Here is a 14,301-nt window from a genome sequence, read left to right on the forward strand (position 1 = left end):
GCGCAACGCCTCGCCCCAAATCAGGAGTGTGTCATGATCCCAACCAGCTATCCCGACCCGCAAGAAATGGCCCGCCTGACCGCGCGCATGTTGTTAGAAATCAATGCTGTACACTTCAATGCTGACACGCCTTTCACCCTCGCCTCCGGCCTGCCCAGCCCGACGTATATCGATTGCCGCAAGCTGATCTCGCATCCGCGCATCCGCAGCACGCTGATGGACTTTTTGACCGTCACCGTCATGCGCAACGCAGGCTTTGAAGCCTTTGATAACATCGCAGGCGGCGAAACGGCGGGCATCCCTTTTGCCGCGCTGGTGGCAGAACGGATGGGCCTGCCCATGACCTATGTGCGCAAAAAGCCCAAAGGCTATGGCCGCAACGCCCGGATTGAGGGGGACATGTCCGAAGGCCAGCGTGTTCTGTTGGTCGAGGACCTGACCACCGATGGCGGCTCAAAGCTCAGCTTTGTGGATGCGATTCGTGAAACCGGGGCCACCTGCGGCCATACGGCGGTGATCTTTTACTACGGCATCTTCCCCCAAACCGAAAAGACATTGGGAGATCATGGGGTAAGCCTGCATCATCTGTGCACCTGGTGGGACGTATTGGCCGAAGCCAAGGCGCAAAACGCCTTTTCCCCTGCAACCCTGGCGGAAGTTGAGAAGTTTCTGAACGCCCCGCAGGCCTGGCAAGAAGCGCACAAAAGTTAAGCGGACAGACCCACTATATTGACGCAGCAAGGGTAATTGCGGCAATATGTAGTGGGTGTGACGTTATCCACAACTAACTCACAAAAGATACATTTTGCACCCGCGCTGCTGGCTGATCTATTCAAGCGGCCTGGGACAACGGGTGGAACAATGAACGAAATAACGTCACTGAACGCGAACTCTCTTGCAGTGCAGGCACCGGAAACGATGCCGCATTCCATCGAAGCCGAACAGCAGCTTCTGGGCGCAATTCTGACCAACAATGACATCTATGACCGCATCGCCGCGATCATTGGTCCCAAGCATTTCTATGATCCGGTACACGCGCGCATTTTCGAAATTGCCGCAAGCCGCATCGCCAAAAACAACCTGGCCTCACCCGTCACGCTCAAAGCGTTCATGGAAGACGATGAAGGCCTGAAAGAACTGGGCGGCCCTGCCTATCTTGCGCGTCTGGCGGGGGCTGCGATTTCGGCCTTTGCGGCACGTGACTATGCCCAGATGGTCTATGATCTGGCGGTCCGCCGGGATCTGATCCAGCTAGGCCGCGATATTTCGGCCAAGGCGGCGCAGGTCGATGTCTCATCCGAGCCGCGCGAACAGATTGTTGAGGCTGAACAGCAGCTTTACAAGCTTGCTGAGCAAGGCCAGGTCGAAAGCGGATTTCAAAGCTTTCTCAGGGCAGTAACGGACGCTGTTAATGTGGCCAACGCCGCTTACCAGCGGGATGGCGGGCTCTCTGGCGTCTCCACCGGCCTCATCGACATGGACGGCAAGTTGGGTGGCCTGCACCGCTCAGATTTGCTGATCCTGGCGGGTCGTCCTTCCATGGGTAAAACATCCCTGGCCACCAACATCGCCTTCAACGTGGCCAAAGCCTATCGCAAAGGCACCTTGCCTGACGGCAACGAAGGGGCAGTAGACGGCGGCGTGGTCGGTTTTTATTCGCTTGAGATGAGCGCCGAGCAGCTGGCTGCCCGTATCCTGTCCGAGGCAGCAGAGATCCCGTCCCAGCAGATCCGCTCAGGCGACATGACAGAGACTGAGTTCCGCCGCTTTGTCGATGCCGCCAAGGCGCTTGAGGCCTGCCCGCTCTACATTGACGACACGCCCGCCCTGCCGATCAGCCAGCTGGCCGCCCGCGCCCGGCGGCTCAAGCGGACCCATGGGCTGGATGTGCTGATCGTGGACTACCTGCAACTGGTGCGCGGCACCGGGTCCTCAGAAAACCGGGTGAACGAAATCTCTGAGATCACCATGGGTCTCAAGGCCATCGCCAAGGAATTGGACATCCCGGTCATCGCCCTGTCCCAGCTTTCGCGTCAGGTTGAAAGCCGCGAAGACAAACGCCCGCAGCTGTCAGACCTGCGCGAATCCGGCTCCATCGAACAGGACGCCGATGTGGTGATGTTCGTGTTCCGCGAGGAATACTACAAGGAACGCGAAAAACCCGGCGATCACGATCTGGAGGCTATGGCAAAGTGGCAAGAAGAGATGGAACGCCTTCATGGCCGCGCGGAGGTCATCATTGGCAAGCAGCGCCACGGCCCCATCGGCACCGTCGATCTGAGCTTTGAGGGTCGCTTTACCCGCTTTGGCAACCTGGCCAAGTCTTGGCAGCAACCCAATGGCGATCAAGAGTTCTGATGCGCAGGCGCAGGGTTTTGCAAGGGGCTGCGGCCCTGGCCCTTGCGCCTAGATTGCCCGCGATGGCGCAGACGTCCCTTTATGTCCCCCCCGAAGAAGGCGCGCACAGCCAAACCTTCATGATGTGGCCCAACAGCCGCAAAGTTTATCGCGACCGCTATTTTCTGCGGGATGTGCAGCAGACCATCGCTGATGTGGCAAACGCCATCGCCGCTTTTGAGCCGGTGATCATGCTTGCAGATCAAGCCGAACACGCCCGCGCGCGCAAACTGCTCAGCGATGGGGTCACGCTGTGGGACGTCCCCACCGAGGATCTCTGGGCGCGCGATGCAGGCCCGCTTTTTGCCTATCAGGGCGATGCCCTTGTCATCAGCCACATTCAGTTCAACGGCTGGGGCAACAAGCAAATCAACACCCATGACAGCCAGGTCGCCGCCCGCGTGGCCGAACGCTTGGGCCTGCCCTTGGTGCCCAGCGGCGTTGTGGGCGAAGCGGGCGGGATTGAGCATGACGGCCACGGGCTGCTGATGGCGCACGAAAGCTCTTGGGTGAACCCCAATCGCAACCCTGGTCAAAGCCAGGCGCAGCTGGAAGCGCGGCTTCTGGCCGCTTACGGGGCCGAGCAGATGATCTGGACCACCGGCGTTTATGGCGAAGACATCACGGACTATCACATCGACAGCCTGGCGCGGTTCACGGGGCCGGGGCGCGTCTTGATCAACCTTCCAGATGATCCAGACATGCAAGACCCCTTCCATGTGGCAGCACTAGATACCCATGACGCGCTTGTGGCGGCAGGCCTTGAGGTGGAGGTGATCCCGGAGCCTGTGCGCCGGCGGGTCAAATCCATAGATTTCGTTGCTTCATACGCCAATTACTACGCCTGTAACGGTGCCATCATCGCCGCGGCCTTTGGCGATCCTGAAACCGACGCAATGGCGCAAAACGCCCTTGCCCGTCACTATCCCGGACGTGAAATTGTCACGCTAAACGTTGATGTGCTGGGCGAATTGGGCGGGGGCATCCATTGCGCCACCCAGCAGATGCCCGGATGAGCTGGCTCAGCCGACATGCAGAAGGCCATCGAAGCGGTTGCGGCCTTGTTGACCGCCTGTATCGCGCTGGTGGCGCTTATCGCTGTGCCGCTGCAAATCCGCGCCAACGCGGCCTTACAGGCGGAGCAATCTGCGCGCGACATCTACCGGGAATTTGTCGCACTCTCCGTCAGCAAACCACAATTCGCAGCCCCCGATTACTGCGCCCTCCAGCAAAGCCCGACCGAGTTCGCCGCATACAGCTATTATATCGAATACCTTCTTTATACCGCGGAACAGGTCACCTCTGTCAGCACAGAATGGGAAGGCACGATCCAGTCACATCTGATCCAGCATCAGGACTTTTTCTGTTCAAACCCCGACTGGAACGCCGACACGTCGCCTGTTGCCGCGCTGATCGCGGGCCAGCGTGCGCAATGCGCTGAGACGGTGACCTGCTGAGCGCCTGACGTCGGGATGCGCAACCCCTGGCCGAGCGAATGACCGGGCAGCGCAAGATTTCAATGCTTTGCCAGACAGCCACTATTGCAGGTTAAATTGAAAACGCGATAGACCCCGCGCAAAAGCCCAGCCAAGGACAGCACATGAGCGCGCCGACCCTGACCATCGACCTGACCGCCATCGCAAACAACTGGCGCAACCTCGACAAACGCACCAGCTGTGAGACGGCCGCAACGGTCAAGGCGGATGCCTACGGTCTTGGCATCGACAAAGTGGCCCCTGCCCTGGCCCAAGCGGGCGCGCGGCTCTTTTTTGTAGCGTTGGCCGAAGAAGGCGTCGCCCTGCGCCGCGTTTTGGGGCCGGGACCGGAAATTTGCGTGTTCTCTGGCCATATGGCCGGCGATGCTGACCGCATTCAGGGCGCAGATCTGATCCCCCTGATCAACTCAGTGGACCAGCTGCTGACCCATGTCGAAACCCTGCCCGGCCACAGCTTTGGCATCCAACTGGACAGCGGCATGAACCGTTTGGGCATGGAGCCTGGCGAATGGTCCGCACTGCGCGACATCGCGCTGGCGCAAGGCCCGCGCATGGTCATGTCGCACCTGGCCTGCGCGGATGAACCTGCACATGCGATGAACGCCCAACAGCGCGACACATTTCTTGAGATGACCCAAGGCGTTGACGCCCCGCTGTCTTTGGCGGCCACAGGCGGCGTGCTGCTGGACCAAAGCTTTCACTTTGATCTCACCCGTCCGGGCATCGGACTTTATGGCGGGCTGCCGTTTGTGGATGCCACACCGGTGGTGCAATTGGACATCCCTGTGATCCAAATTCGTGAGGTCACCGCCGGGGAAAGCGTGGGCTACGGCAACGCCTTTGTCGCCAATGCGCCCACGCGCGTGGCCACCATTGCTGCCGGATATGCAGATGGCCTGATCCGCGCCATGGGGCCGCAGGCTCACCTCACCCATGAGGGGCGCAAACTGCCTGTGATCGGGCGTGTGTCCATGGACCTAATCACCGTCGATGTCAGCGCCATCGCCAGCACGCCGACCCACCTGCAACTGCTGGGATCGCATCAATCTGTGGATACGGTCGCAGATTTTGCAGGCACCATCGGCTATGAAATCCTGACCTCATTGGGCGGGCGCTACGATCGGGTCTATATCTGATGCGCAGGCCGCATTGGGCATTGATCGCGTTGAACCTGGCGCTTTTGGTGCTCTACCCCGTGGCCTGGAACGCGCCGCTTTTACGGGCAGGCCTGCTGCCGCTGTTTTCGCTGAACGAAATCTCAGTGCTCACCGGCCTGCAGTCTCTTTGGGGCACGGATATCTTCCTTGCTCTTGTGGTCACACTATTCGCGCTCTTTGCGCCCTATCTGAAAACCATTGGCCTGGCGCTTTTGCATTTCGGCTTGCTGAAACCCCAAACCCTTCCTGCCCTGCACCTGCTGAGCAAGCTTGCCATGGCCGATATTTTCCTCATCGCGCTTTACATTACGCTGTCCAAAGGCATCGGTGTGGGCCGGATTGAGGTGGCTTGGGGGCTGTATCTGTTCACCGCCTGCATCTTGCTGTCGCTTCTGATCTCATGGCTCACGCAACAATACACCAAGCCTGCAAGGGATTGATCGCACACAAGAAACAAAGGGGCAAAACTGTGGCTTTTCCACCCAATCCGGCCACATTGATCAAAAAGCCAGATTTTTCCCCTAGGATCGCCCCAATTTCGGCATATTTTCGCTGATGACGACATATCCGGGGGGATGGTCTAAGTGTTAACGGTTCGCGCAGTTGCGCAATTTACTCAGTATCTGATGCAGCGTTTGGCATTGGCGGTCTTTGTGGTGTCCGCCTTGGCCCTCTTGGGATCCTGCATCATGGCCTTCTTAGGCGAATGGTCTTGGATCTCACTTTCCATCTCATATCAGGGCAGCACAATTGAAAACGCGGGTATGTACGCGCAGATCGGCCTGACTGTCCTTGCGCTGAGCCTGTGCTTTTTCCTGCCGTCAAACCGGCGGATCATGCAACTTGAAGATTCTCATCGCTCTTTTGCCATGGGCATGAACGATGTCACCCGCGCCTATGCCGCCGTGCATGCTGCAGACCGCGCTGACACCTTCCAACTCAGCTCAGAATTCGATGCCGTGCGCGAACGCTTGATCTATTTGCGCGACCATCCTGAGCTCAGCTCGCTTGAGCCGTCGATTTTGGAGGTTGCAGCGCAGATGAGCTACATCAGCCGCGAACTCGCCGATATCTACTCAGATGAAAAAGTCGACCGCGCCCGCCGTGTGCTGGAAGAGCGTCAGGCCGAAGTCGTCGATTTTCATGAACGCCTACACACCGCCAAAGTCGTGGTCGATGAGCTCAAGCGCTGGGTGCATGAAGTTGAGATGGAAGAAAGCCTGGCCGCTGTGCAACTGCGCCGTCTGCGGGCTGAGCTGGAAGAAATCATGCCCGAGCTGGAGATTGACCGCATCTGGCCCGAAGACCGCATGATCACCGTGGACGCCACCGTGGTCGAAATGACCAAGGCGGCGGAATAATCCGTCACGCCAGGCGGCGCATTTCCCTTTGACGTGCCTGTCTGCCTCGGCCACAACCGCGCTATGGCAAAATCAACCAAGACATTCGCCTGCTCCGCTTGCGGCGCGCGCTTTAACAAGTGGTCCGGCCGCTGTGACAACTGTGGTGAGTGGAACACCATTCAGGAAGACACCGGCATCTCAGCAGGCCCGCCCAGCAAATCGCTCGGGGCCAAACGCGGATCCACGCTGGTCCTGTCTGACCTCTCAACTGAAGAAGCACCGCCCCCCCGCAGCCAATCCGGCATTGCCGAGCTTGACCGCGTGCTGGGCGGCGGCCTGGTGCCAGCCTCCGCCATTCTGGTGGGCGGCGATCCCGGCATCGGCAAATCCACCCTATTGTTGCAAGCCGCAGCCCATTTCGCCAAGGCGGGCCTCAAAACCATCTATGTCAGCGGGGAAGAGGCGTCAGCCCAGGTGAGGATGCGCGCCCAACGCTTGGGCCTGGCCGATGCGCCCGTGCAATTGGCCGCAGAAACCAACCTGCGCGATATTCTAACAACGTTAGAGGCGGAAAAACCGCAGCTTGCCATCATCGATTCCATTCAGACCATGTGGGCCGACAACGTCGAAAGCGCACCGGGATCGGTAAGCCAGGTGCGCGCCGCAGCCCATGAATTGACCAGCTTTGCCAAACGCCGCGGCGTCAGCGTGATCCTTGTGGGCCACGTCACCAAAGAAGGTCAGATCGCCGGGCCGCGCGTGGTTGAGCACATGGTCGATACGGTTCTTTATTTCGAAGGCGAACGCGGCCACCAGTTCCGCATCCTGCGCAGTGTGAAAAACCGTTTTGGCCCCGCAGATGAGATCGGGGTGTTTGAAATGACGGGTCGGGGCCTGTCAGAGGTCATCAATCCGTCGGCGCTGTTCCTATCAGAACGCGGCCAGCCTGCGGCAGGCTCAGTGGTCTTTGCAGGTATTGAGGGCACACGCCCGGTGCTGGTGGAACTGCAGGCGCTTGTCGCCCCCTCGCCTCATTCGCAGGCCCGGCGCACTGTTGTGGGATGGGATTCGGGCCGTCTTGCCATGATCCTTGCGGTGCTCGAAGCGCGCTGCGGCATCCCCTTTGCAGGGCTTGATGTCTATCTCAACGTTGCGGGCGGGATGAAAGTGTCCGAACCCGCCGCTGACCTTGCGGTGGCAGCTGCACTGCTGAGTGCACGCGAAGATAGTGCGCTGCCCGCTGAGACCGTCGTTTTCGGTGAAATCAGCCTCTCTGGCGCGCTGCGCCCCGCCTCTCAGACGGAAAATAGGTTGAAAGAAGCCCAAAAACTTGGTTTTACCAGCGCGATTGCGCCGCGAGGTGGGAAAGCAATTGAAGCAAACGGCATGACGCTCAACACGATGAGCGATCTGACAGGCTTTGTGGGTGAAGTATTTGGCGCAGGGTAACGCGCCGGCAGGCAAAAAGGCAGGCAGTGATGGAAGGTTTTACAATCGTTGACGGGGTGGTGGCGTTGGTCATCGTGCTGTCCGCCCTGCTGGCCTACGGCCGCGGGCTTGTCCGCGAGGCGATGGCCATCGTGGGCTGGATCGCCGCCGCTGTGCTGGCCTTCCTGTTCGCGCCGCAGGTTGAACCACTGGTGCGAGAGATCCCCGTGATCGGCGATTTCCTGGCCGATAGCTGTGAGCTGTCGCTGATCGGTGCTTTTGCCCTGGTCTTTGCTCTGGCGCTGATCGTTGTGTCCCTTTTCACCCCGCTCTTTTCAACACTGGTCCAACGCTCGGTGCTGGGTGGATTGGATCAGGGGCTTGGGTTTGTGTTTGGCGTGGCGCGCGGCATCCTGTTGGTTGCCATCGCGTTTTTCGTCTACCAAACGGTTATGACCGGGCAGCAATTCACCATCGTGGATGAAAGCCGCTCTGCTGTGGTCTTCTCGCGTTTTACCTCACAAATTGAGGATCAGAACCCTGAGGCCGCGCTGGGATGGATCACATCACGCTATGAGGCATTGGTCAGCGCCTGCGGCCAGTGATCTTTACGATCTTAAGGCAAAATTAACTGAGATTGCATATTGGTTTCCCCAACAAATGGGGCACCAAATGACACCTGCATCGAACTACGACTGCTTCGATCACATATCCGCATCTATCTTTGTGCTAGAGGTTGGGGCGGATGGAAAGCCAACATATGTGGCCGTGAACGCCCACGCGCGGGCGGTGGCGGATCGTCCCGCCTCTGACTATCTGGGCCGCAGCGCGCTGGATGTCTATCCGTCGTCCTATGGCCGTGCGGCCTATGCGCGCCACTGCGAAACGATCATGACGGGCCAGACCTGCACCTATGATCTGGATCTGCCGCTGAATGGCACATTGCGCAGCCTGCGGGTCACGCTGAAACCCGTCAAAGATGCCCAAGGCCGCATCTCTCACCTATTTGGCAGCAGCATCGACGTCACCGATGAACGTCACGCCCGCGACGCGCGTGCAGAATTTGACACCATGTCCTCTGAGATGGAGGAATTTGTGGCCTTTGCCGCGCATGATCTGCGCGCGCCGCTGCGCAACATCGCGCTTTTGGCCGATATCCTGCGTGAGGAATTGGGCGAAGATGTCCCCGCCTCACCGCTGAACGTTCTCAACCTGATTGACAACGTGGCGGCCAAATCCATGGACCTTATCGCAGATGTCCTCAGCCATGCGCAGGCGGTGGCATCGGTCAAACGCGAATCTGTTTTCAGCTTTCCCGCCCTTTGCCACACCATCTCCACCACGCTTGATCCCCAAGGCACCCACCAGATCAAAACATCGCTATCCGCGATCAAGGCGGACCGAAGTGCGGTGCAAATATCCCTGCGCAACCTGATGGAAAACGCCATCAAGCATGGCGGCAAACCTGCCTTAAAAATGGAAATCACAGCAACCTCTGGCCTGCCCGGCATGCTGGAAGTGACCCTGTCTGACGACGGCAGCGGGTTTTCTGACGGCGCGTTGAAAGTCATCAACGGCGCGGCCTTTCGCGCCGACAGCGGATATGGGCTGTTTGGGGTCAAACGGCTGATCTCCAGCCGTGGCGGCACCTTAGAAGCCCGCAACCGCCCCAACGGCGGTGGCGCGGTTGTCCGCTTTTCCCTGCCTGGTGAAATGATCGGGCCGGATCAACTGTTGCCCGCAAGCCTGGCGCAGACCAATGAAGGTGCCCAAGGCTACGATGAACGGCCCCGCCACTCTGCCTGATGGTGGGTTTGCGGGCACAGATTGCAGAAACAACCAGCTTCAACGTTACAGCGGGGTGACAGACCGGGCGATGCGCCCTACATACTCCGGCAACGCTAGCCGGATTCGGAGCTGCCCCGTTGTCCAAAATCCTTCCGCCCGCCCATCCATTTGATGCCTCCTACCTGCGTGATGCAGATGATGGCGACAAACTCAAAGAAGAATGCGGCGTCTTTGGCGTGATCGGCGTGACCGATGCCGCGAATTTTGTCGCCCTCGGCCTACACGCCCTGCAACACAGAGGCCAAGAAGCAGGCGGCATTGTCAGCCACGACAAAGAAGCCGGGTTTCAGTCTGCCCGCCGCTTCGGCTATGTCCGTGATAACTTTACCTCCCAAGGGGTGATGAAACATCTGCCGGGTGAGCTGGCCATCGGCCACGTGCGCTACTCCACGGCCGGATCAAAGGCCAGACAGCCATCCGCGACGTGCAGCCCTTCTTTGGCGAATTTGCCATGGGCGGTGCCGCGATTGCCCATAACGGGAACATCACAAACGCCAATGCACTGCGGCGCGAATTGATTGAACGCGGCAGCATCTTCCAATCCTCCTCTGACAGCGAATGCATCATCCACCTGATGGCTCGCTCGCTTCAGCGCAACATCCCTGAGCGGATGGAAGACGCGCTGCGCCGCGTCGAAGGGGCGTTTTCCGTTGTTGCGATGACCCGCACCAAACTGATCGGTGTGCGCGATCCGCTGGGCGTGCGCCCCCTGGTGCTGGGTAAGGTGGGCGATGGCTGGGCGCTTAGCTCTGAGACATGCGCGCTTGATATCATCGGCGCTGAGTTCGTGCGCGAAATCGAACCGGGCGAAATGGTGGTTATCACACCGCAGGGCATGGAATCCCACTTCCCCTTCCGCCGGCAGACCCCGCGCTTTTGCATCTTTGAGCATGTCTATTTCTCGCGTCCCGACAGTATCCTGGGCGGACGCTCCGTTTATGAAACCCGCGAAAACATTGGCCGCGAATTGGCCAAGGAAAGCCCGGTGGAGGCCGATCTGGTGTGCCCGGTGCCCGATTCCGGCACGCCCGCGGCCATCGGCTTTAGCCTGCAAAGCGGCATTCCTTACGCGATGGGCATCATCCGCAACCAATACATGGGCCGCACCTTTATTGAGCCGACAGAGCAGATCCGTAACATGGGCGTGCGCCTGAAGCTCAACGTGAACCGCGCCTTGATCAAGGACAAACGGGTCATTCTGGTCGACGACAGCGTTGTGCGCGGCACCACCAGCCGCAAGATCAAAGAGATGATCCTGGATGCTGGCGCGAAAGAGGTCCACTTCCGCATCGCCTCCCCGCCCACGGCGTGGCCGTGTTTTTACGGGGTCGACACGCCACAGCGCGAAAAGCTGCTGGCCGCCACCATGTCTGAGGATGAGATGCGCGATCATCTGGCCGTGGACAGCCTCAAGTTCATCTCTCTGGATGGCCTTTACCGCGCGGTTGGCGAGGCTGAGGGGCGCAACGCCGCGTGCCCGCAGTATTGCGATGCCTGTTTCTCAGGGGAATACCCGGTCATTCCAGCAGACCAGATGGAACAGGGTTTTGAGATGAAACCCGCCGCTGAGTGATCTGCTGACACATTCTGTCACGAGATCCCTGCTATGCTCAGCAGCATGGATCACGCACCTGCCCCGCTTTTGGACCACATCAGCCACTGGCCTGAGCCTGCGCAGCAAGGGCTGTGGCAGTGCCGGACGCTGTTTCACCAGATCGCCTCAGAAACCGACGTTGGCCAGCTGGACGAGGCGTTGAAATGGGGGCAACCGGCATGGCGGCCCAAACGCCCGCGCACCGGCTCCACCCTGCGGATGTCTTGGTCTGAGCAAAACCCGGATAAGCTGGCGCTCTTTGTAGACTGCAAAACCGATCTGGCCGCGCGGATGCAGACGCTCTATCCCGGCTTGCCGCACAACGATGGACGTCGCCAGATCGGCATTTCCCTCAGCACGGATTTGCCCCAACAGGCCTTGGCGCACCTCGCGGAAATGACCTTTACTTATCACCGCAAGAAACCTGCCGCAGGGTCAATCGGCTGAACCCTGCTAACGGTGCATAGCGCACCTTTTGCTTGGTAAAATCGCCTGATACCGCAGCGCCAAACGCCCGCAAAGGGCCTTGGCAGAGCATCCCAATGACCGCATTTCACCCCCTTCACGATCCCACACCAAACCACGTCGCAGACCTTGCCACCCAACAAGCTAGGCTACCGCGTCTGGCGCTTTTGGGCGTCTTTGGCCCGCAAGACAGCCGCGCGGCACTCATCCGCACCCCCGACGGAGAAACCCACCGCGTCACCACCGGGGACCGTGTGGCCAACAGAACGGTAGCGGCCATCGACACTGACCGCGTGCTTTTGGCCAAAGGCGGTGCGACAAAAGCGCTGAGCATGCCAAAGTCCTGACCGGCCCTTGACCCCGCCCCACCAGCAAGGCACATCCGCAGCATGACAAAAACTGCTTTGATCACCGGAGCCTCGCGGGGGCTGGGCGCTGCCCTTGCCGAAGCCTTGGCTGAGACGCATCACATCATCGCCGTGGCTCGCACCACCGGCGCGCTGGAAGAACTGGACGACCGGATCCAGTCCAAGGGCGGTGCGGCAACGCTGGCCCCGATGGACATCACCAATGCTGATGCCATGGCTGTCCTCTGCCGGGGTATTCATGACCGCTGGGGCGCGCTGGATCTTTGGCTGCACACAGCCGTCCATGCGGTGCCCCTGTCGCCGGTGGATCATATCGACACCAAGGATATGACCCGCTCCATGGCGTGCAATGTGGCGGCGACCGCAACGCTGATTTCCTATGTCAGCCCCTTACTGGGCACCGATGGCACGGCTGTCTTTTTCGAAGACCCGCGCGCGGGCGAACAGTTCTTTGGCAGCTACGGTGCCACCAAAGCCGCGCAGATTGCGCTGGCGCGCAGCTGGCAGAATGAGACCGCGAAAATCGGGCCAAAGGTGCATATTCTGACACCCAAGCCGATGCCAACAGCCACGCGGGCCAAGTTCTTTCCTGGCGAAGACAAAGACACGCTTGCCGACCGCCACGCCGAAGCGGCTGCGGTTTTGGCGCAACTCTGAACCGGGCCGCACACCGGCCTTAACCAGCCCACGCTTGCCCGTCTGCGCCCCCTCACCTATCAAGGCCAAAAGGGGCAGAAACGCATGCGCATTCTCATTACAAACGACGACGGTATCGCCGCACCCGGCCTGAAGGTGCTTGAGGGGATCGCAGCTGAGCTTGCCGGTCCAGATGGCGAGGTTTGGGTCGTGGCCCCCGCGTTTGAACAATCAGGTGTGGGCCATTGCATCAACTACGTGCATCCCACAATGATGAGCCAACTGGGCCCGCGCCGCTTTGCCGCCGAAGGCTCACCTGCGGATTGTGTGCTGATTGCCGTGCATGACGTGATGGCGGGCAACGCGCCCGATCTGGTGCTCTCAGGTGTGAACCGGGGCAACAATTCAGCTGAGAACACGCTGTATTCCGGCACCATCGGCGGCGCGATGGAGGCCGCACTTCAGGGGTATCCGGCGATTGCCTTGTCTCAATACTATGGCCCCGCGAACCGCGATCTGGCCGACCCGTTTGAAGCGGCGGCCACCCATGGCGCGGATGTCTGCCGCCGCATTCTGGATGCCACTCCGAATGAGCCCGCGGACTATCCACTGTTTTATAACGTCAACTTCCCGCCCAAGCCCGCGGCAGATGTCGCAGGCATCCGCACTGGCCACCCAAGGCAGACGCCCCGGTGTGGTGTTCGGCACTGAACCGCACATCGCCCCCTCAGGCCGGCGCTTTGCACTGGATCAAGGGCGGCGATCAGCAGGTGCCCGCAGGCCCCGGCTCAGACGCGGCGGTCAATCTTGAGGGCTATATTTCTGTCACGCCCATGCGCGCGGATCTGACGGCCCATGACATGATGGGCCCCCTTTCTGGGATCAACACATGAGCGCAGAGCCCCCTTCAGATGCAGAGCGCAAAATGCAGTTTCTCTATGCGCTGCGCTCCAAGGGGGTGACGGACGCGCGTGTACTGGGCGCGATGGAGGCGGTGGACCGTGGCCCCTTCATTCGCGGTCTTTTCGCCGAACGTGCCTACGAAGACATGCCCCTACCGATTGCCTGCGGCCAGGCCATCAGCCAGCCTTCTGTCGTGGGCTTGATGACCCAAGCGCTTGAGGTCAGCCCCCGCGACAAGGTGCTCGAGATCGGCACAGGCTCTGGTTATCAGGCTGCGATCCTGTCGAAACTGGCCCGCCGCGTCTACACCATCGACCGTCACCGCCGTCTGGTGCTTGAGGCGCGGGGCGTCTTTGACGACATGGGGTTGGTCAACATCACGACCCTGACCGCCGATGGCAGCCACGGCTTGCCCGATCAGGCTCCCTTTGACCGCATCATCGTCACCGCCGCCGCCGAAGACCCCCGGCCCGCTGCTGGCGCAGCTCAAAGAAGGCGGCATCATGGTGCTGCCCGTGGGCCAATCGGACGCGGTGCAACACCTGATCCGGGTCCGCAAGACGCCTGAGGGCACTGGAATACGACGAATTACGCTCAGTCCGCTTTGTTCCGTTGCTCGAGGGCTTGGGCAAGGACGGTTAATGCTGTAAGCTCACGCGCAAATCC

13 protein-coding genes and 3 pseudogenes are annotated in these 14,301 nt (G+C 60.0%); all 16 read left to right on the forward strand.

Features of this window, described 5'->3' with window-relative positions:
- The first annotated feature begins 33 nt into the window (after nt 1–33).
- The 16 genes and pseudogenes from ACZ1HM_RS12750 (at nt 34) to ACZ1HM_RS12825 (ending at nt 14,277) form a co-directional block, all read left to right on the forward strand.
- Entirely contained in the window at nt 34–711 is a 678-nt protein-coding gene (locus tag ACZ1HM_RS12750) for an orotate phosphoribosyltransferase (protein WP_472743098.1), read from the forward strand.
- A gap of 150 nt (nt 712–861) precedes the next feature.
- Nucleotides 862–2,358 carry a replicative DNA helicase gene (locus tag ACZ1HM_RS12755; protein ID WP_472743099.1) on the forward strand — a complete coding sequence of 499 codons (1,497 nt, stop codon included), beginning with the start codon at nt 862–864 and terminating at the stop codon, nt 2,356–2,358.
- Nucleotides 2,358–3,413 carry an agmatine deiminase family protein gene (locus ACZ1HM_RS12760; protein ID WP_472743100.1) on the forward strand — a complete coding sequence of 352 codons (1,056 nt, stop codon included), beginning with the start codon at nt 2,358–2,360 and terminating at the stop codon, nt 3,411–3,413. The genes ACZ1HM_RS12755 and ACZ1HM_RS12760 overlap by 1 nt, the downstream gene beginning before the upstream one ends.
- 15 nt (nt 3,414–3,428) lie before the next feature.
- Entirely contained in the window at nt 3,429–3,854 is a 426-nt protein-coding gene (locus ACZ1HM_RS12765; protein WP_472743101.1) for a hypothetical protein, read from the forward strand.
- A gap of 143 nt (nt 3,855–3,997) precedes the next feature.
- On the forward strand, nt 3,998–5,029 hold the full coding sequence (gene alr, locus ACZ1HM_RS12770) for an alanine racemase (RefSeq protein ID WP_472743102.1): 1,032 nt from the start codon (nt 3,998–4,000) through the stop codon (nt 5,027–5,029).
- Nucleotides 5,029–5,490 carry a paraquat-inducible protein A gene (locus ACZ1HM_RS12775; protein WP_472743103.1) on the forward strand — a complete coding sequence of 154 codons (462 nt, stop codon included), beginning with the start codon at nt 5,029–5,031 and terminating at the stop codon, nt 5,488–5,490. The genes alr and ACZ1HM_RS12775 overlap by 1 nt, the downstream gene beginning before the upstream one ends.
- Nucleotides 5,491–5,634: 144 nt before the next feature.
- Nucleotides 5,635–6,411 carry a DNA repair protein gene (locus ACZ1HM_RS12780; protein ID WP_472743104.1) on the forward strand — a complete coding sequence of 259 codons (777 nt, stop codon included), beginning with the start codon at nt 5,635–5,637 and terminating at the stop codon, nt 6,409–6,411.
- Nucleotides 6,412–6,474: 63 nt separating this feature from the next.
- A complete protein-coding gene (gene radA, locus ACZ1HM_RS12785) occupies nt 6,475–7,842 on the forward strand; it encodes a DNA repair protein RadA (protein ID WP_472743105.1) in 1,368 nt (455 codons plus the stop codon).
- Between the two features lie 29 nt (nt 7,843–7,871).
- A complete protein-coding gene (locus ACZ1HM_RS12790) occupies nt 7,872–8,426 on the forward strand; it encodes a CvpA family protein (RefSeq protein ID WP_472743106.1) in 555 nt (184 codons plus the stop codon).
- 67 nt (nt 8,427–8,493) lie between these two features.
- Nucleotides 8,494–9,627, forward strand: a complete 1,134-nt coding sequence (locus ACZ1HM_RS12795; protein ID WP_472743107.1) for a sensor histidine kinase — start codon at nt 8,494–8,496, stop codon at nt 9,625–9,627.
- A gap of 119 nt (nt 9,628–9,746) precedes the next feature.
- Nucleotides 9,747–11,242 (forward strand): annotated as a pseudogene (purF, locus tag ACZ1HM_RS12800) (amidophosphoribosyltransferase).
- A 33-nt stretch (nt 11,243–11,275) separates the two neighbouring features.
- The gene (locus ACZ1HM_RS12805; RefSeq protein WP_472743108.1) at nt 11,276–11,710 is read left to right on the forward strand and encodes a hypothetical protein; all 435 of its coding nucleotides are present in this window, start codon (nt 11,276–11,278) and stop codon (nt 11,708–11,710) included.
- A 95-nt stretch (nt 11,711–11,805) separates the two neighbouring features.
- On the forward strand, nt 11,806–12,075 hold the full coding sequence (locus ACZ1HM_RS12810) for a pilus assembly protein PilZ (protein ID WP_472743109.1): 270 nt from the start codon (nt 11,806–11,808) through the stop codon (nt 12,073–12,075).
- Nucleotides 12,076–12,117: 42 nt separating this feature from the next.
- Nucleotides 12,118–12,753: an SDR family NAD(P)-dependent oxidoreductase gene (locus ACZ1HM_RS12815; protein WP_472743110.1), complete on the forward strand. Its 636-nt coding sequence runs from the start codon at nt 12,118–12,120 to the stop codon at nt 12,751–12,753.
- Nucleotides 12,754–12,837: 84 nt separating this feature from the next.
- Nucleotides 12,838–13,625: pseudogene (gene surE, locus ACZ1HM_RS12820) on the forward strand (5'/3'-nucleotidase SurE).
- Nucleotides 13,622–14,277: pseudogene (locus tag ACZ1HM_RS12825) on the forward strand (protein-L-isoaspartate(D-aspartate) O-methyltransferase). Before surE ends, ACZ1HM_RS12825 begins: the two co-directional pseudogenes overlap by 4 nt.
- The last annotated feature ends 24 nt before the right edge of the window (nt 14,278–14,301 follow it).

Source organism: Sulfitobacter sp. GN1-4 (assembly GCF_055693825.1).

Bases quoted from the DNA above. Each gene is read 5' to 3' on its own strand.
- ACZ1HM_RS12750 (WP_472743098.1), top strand. From the start codon at position 34: ATGATCCCAACCAGCTATCCCGACCCGCAAGAAATGGCCCGCCTGACC.
- ACZ1HM_RS12755 (WP_472743099.1), top strand. From the start codon at position 862: ATGAACGAAATAACGTCACTGAACGCGAACTCTCTTGCAGTGCAGGCA.
- ACZ1HM_RS12760 (WP_472743100.1), top strand. From the start codon at position 2,358: ATGCGCAGGCGCAGGGTTTTGCAAGGGGCTGCGGCCCTGGCCCTTGCG.
- ACZ1HM_RS12765 (WP_472743101.1), top strand. From the start codon at position 3,429: ATGCAGAAGGCCATCGAAGCGGTTGCGGCCTTGTTGACCGCCTGTATC.
- alr (WP_472743102.1), top strand. From the start codon at position 3,998: ATGAGCGCGCCGACCCTGACCATCGACCTGACCGCCATCGCAAACAAC.
- ACZ1HM_RS12775 (WP_472743103.1), top strand. From the start codon at position 5,029: ATGCGCAGGCCGCATTGGGCATTGATCGCGTTGAACCTGGCGCTTTTG.
- radA (WP_472743105.1), top strand. From the start codon at position 6,475: ATGGCAAAATCAACCAAGACATTCGCCTGCTCCGCTTGCGGCGCGCGC.
- ACZ1HM_RS12790 (WP_472743106.1), top strand. From the start codon at position 7,872: ATGGAAGGTTTTACAATCGTTGACGGGGTGGTGGCGTTGGTCATCGTG.
- ACZ1HM_RS12795 (WP_472743107.1), top strand. From the start codon at position 8,494: ATGACACCTGCATCGAACTACGACTGCTTCGATCACATATCCGCATCT.
- ACZ1HM_RS12805 (WP_472743108.1), top strand. From the start codon at position 11,276: ATGCTCAGCAGCATGGATCACGCACCTGCCCCGCTTTTGGACCACATC.
- ACZ1HM_RS12810 (WP_472743109.1), top strand. From the start codon at position 11,806: ATGACCGCATTTCACCCCCTTCACGATCCCACACCAAACCACGTCGCA.
- ACZ1HM_RS12815 (WP_472743110.1), top strand. From the start codon at position 12,118: ATGACAAAAACTGCTTTGATCACCGGAGCCTCGCGGGGGCTGGGCGCT.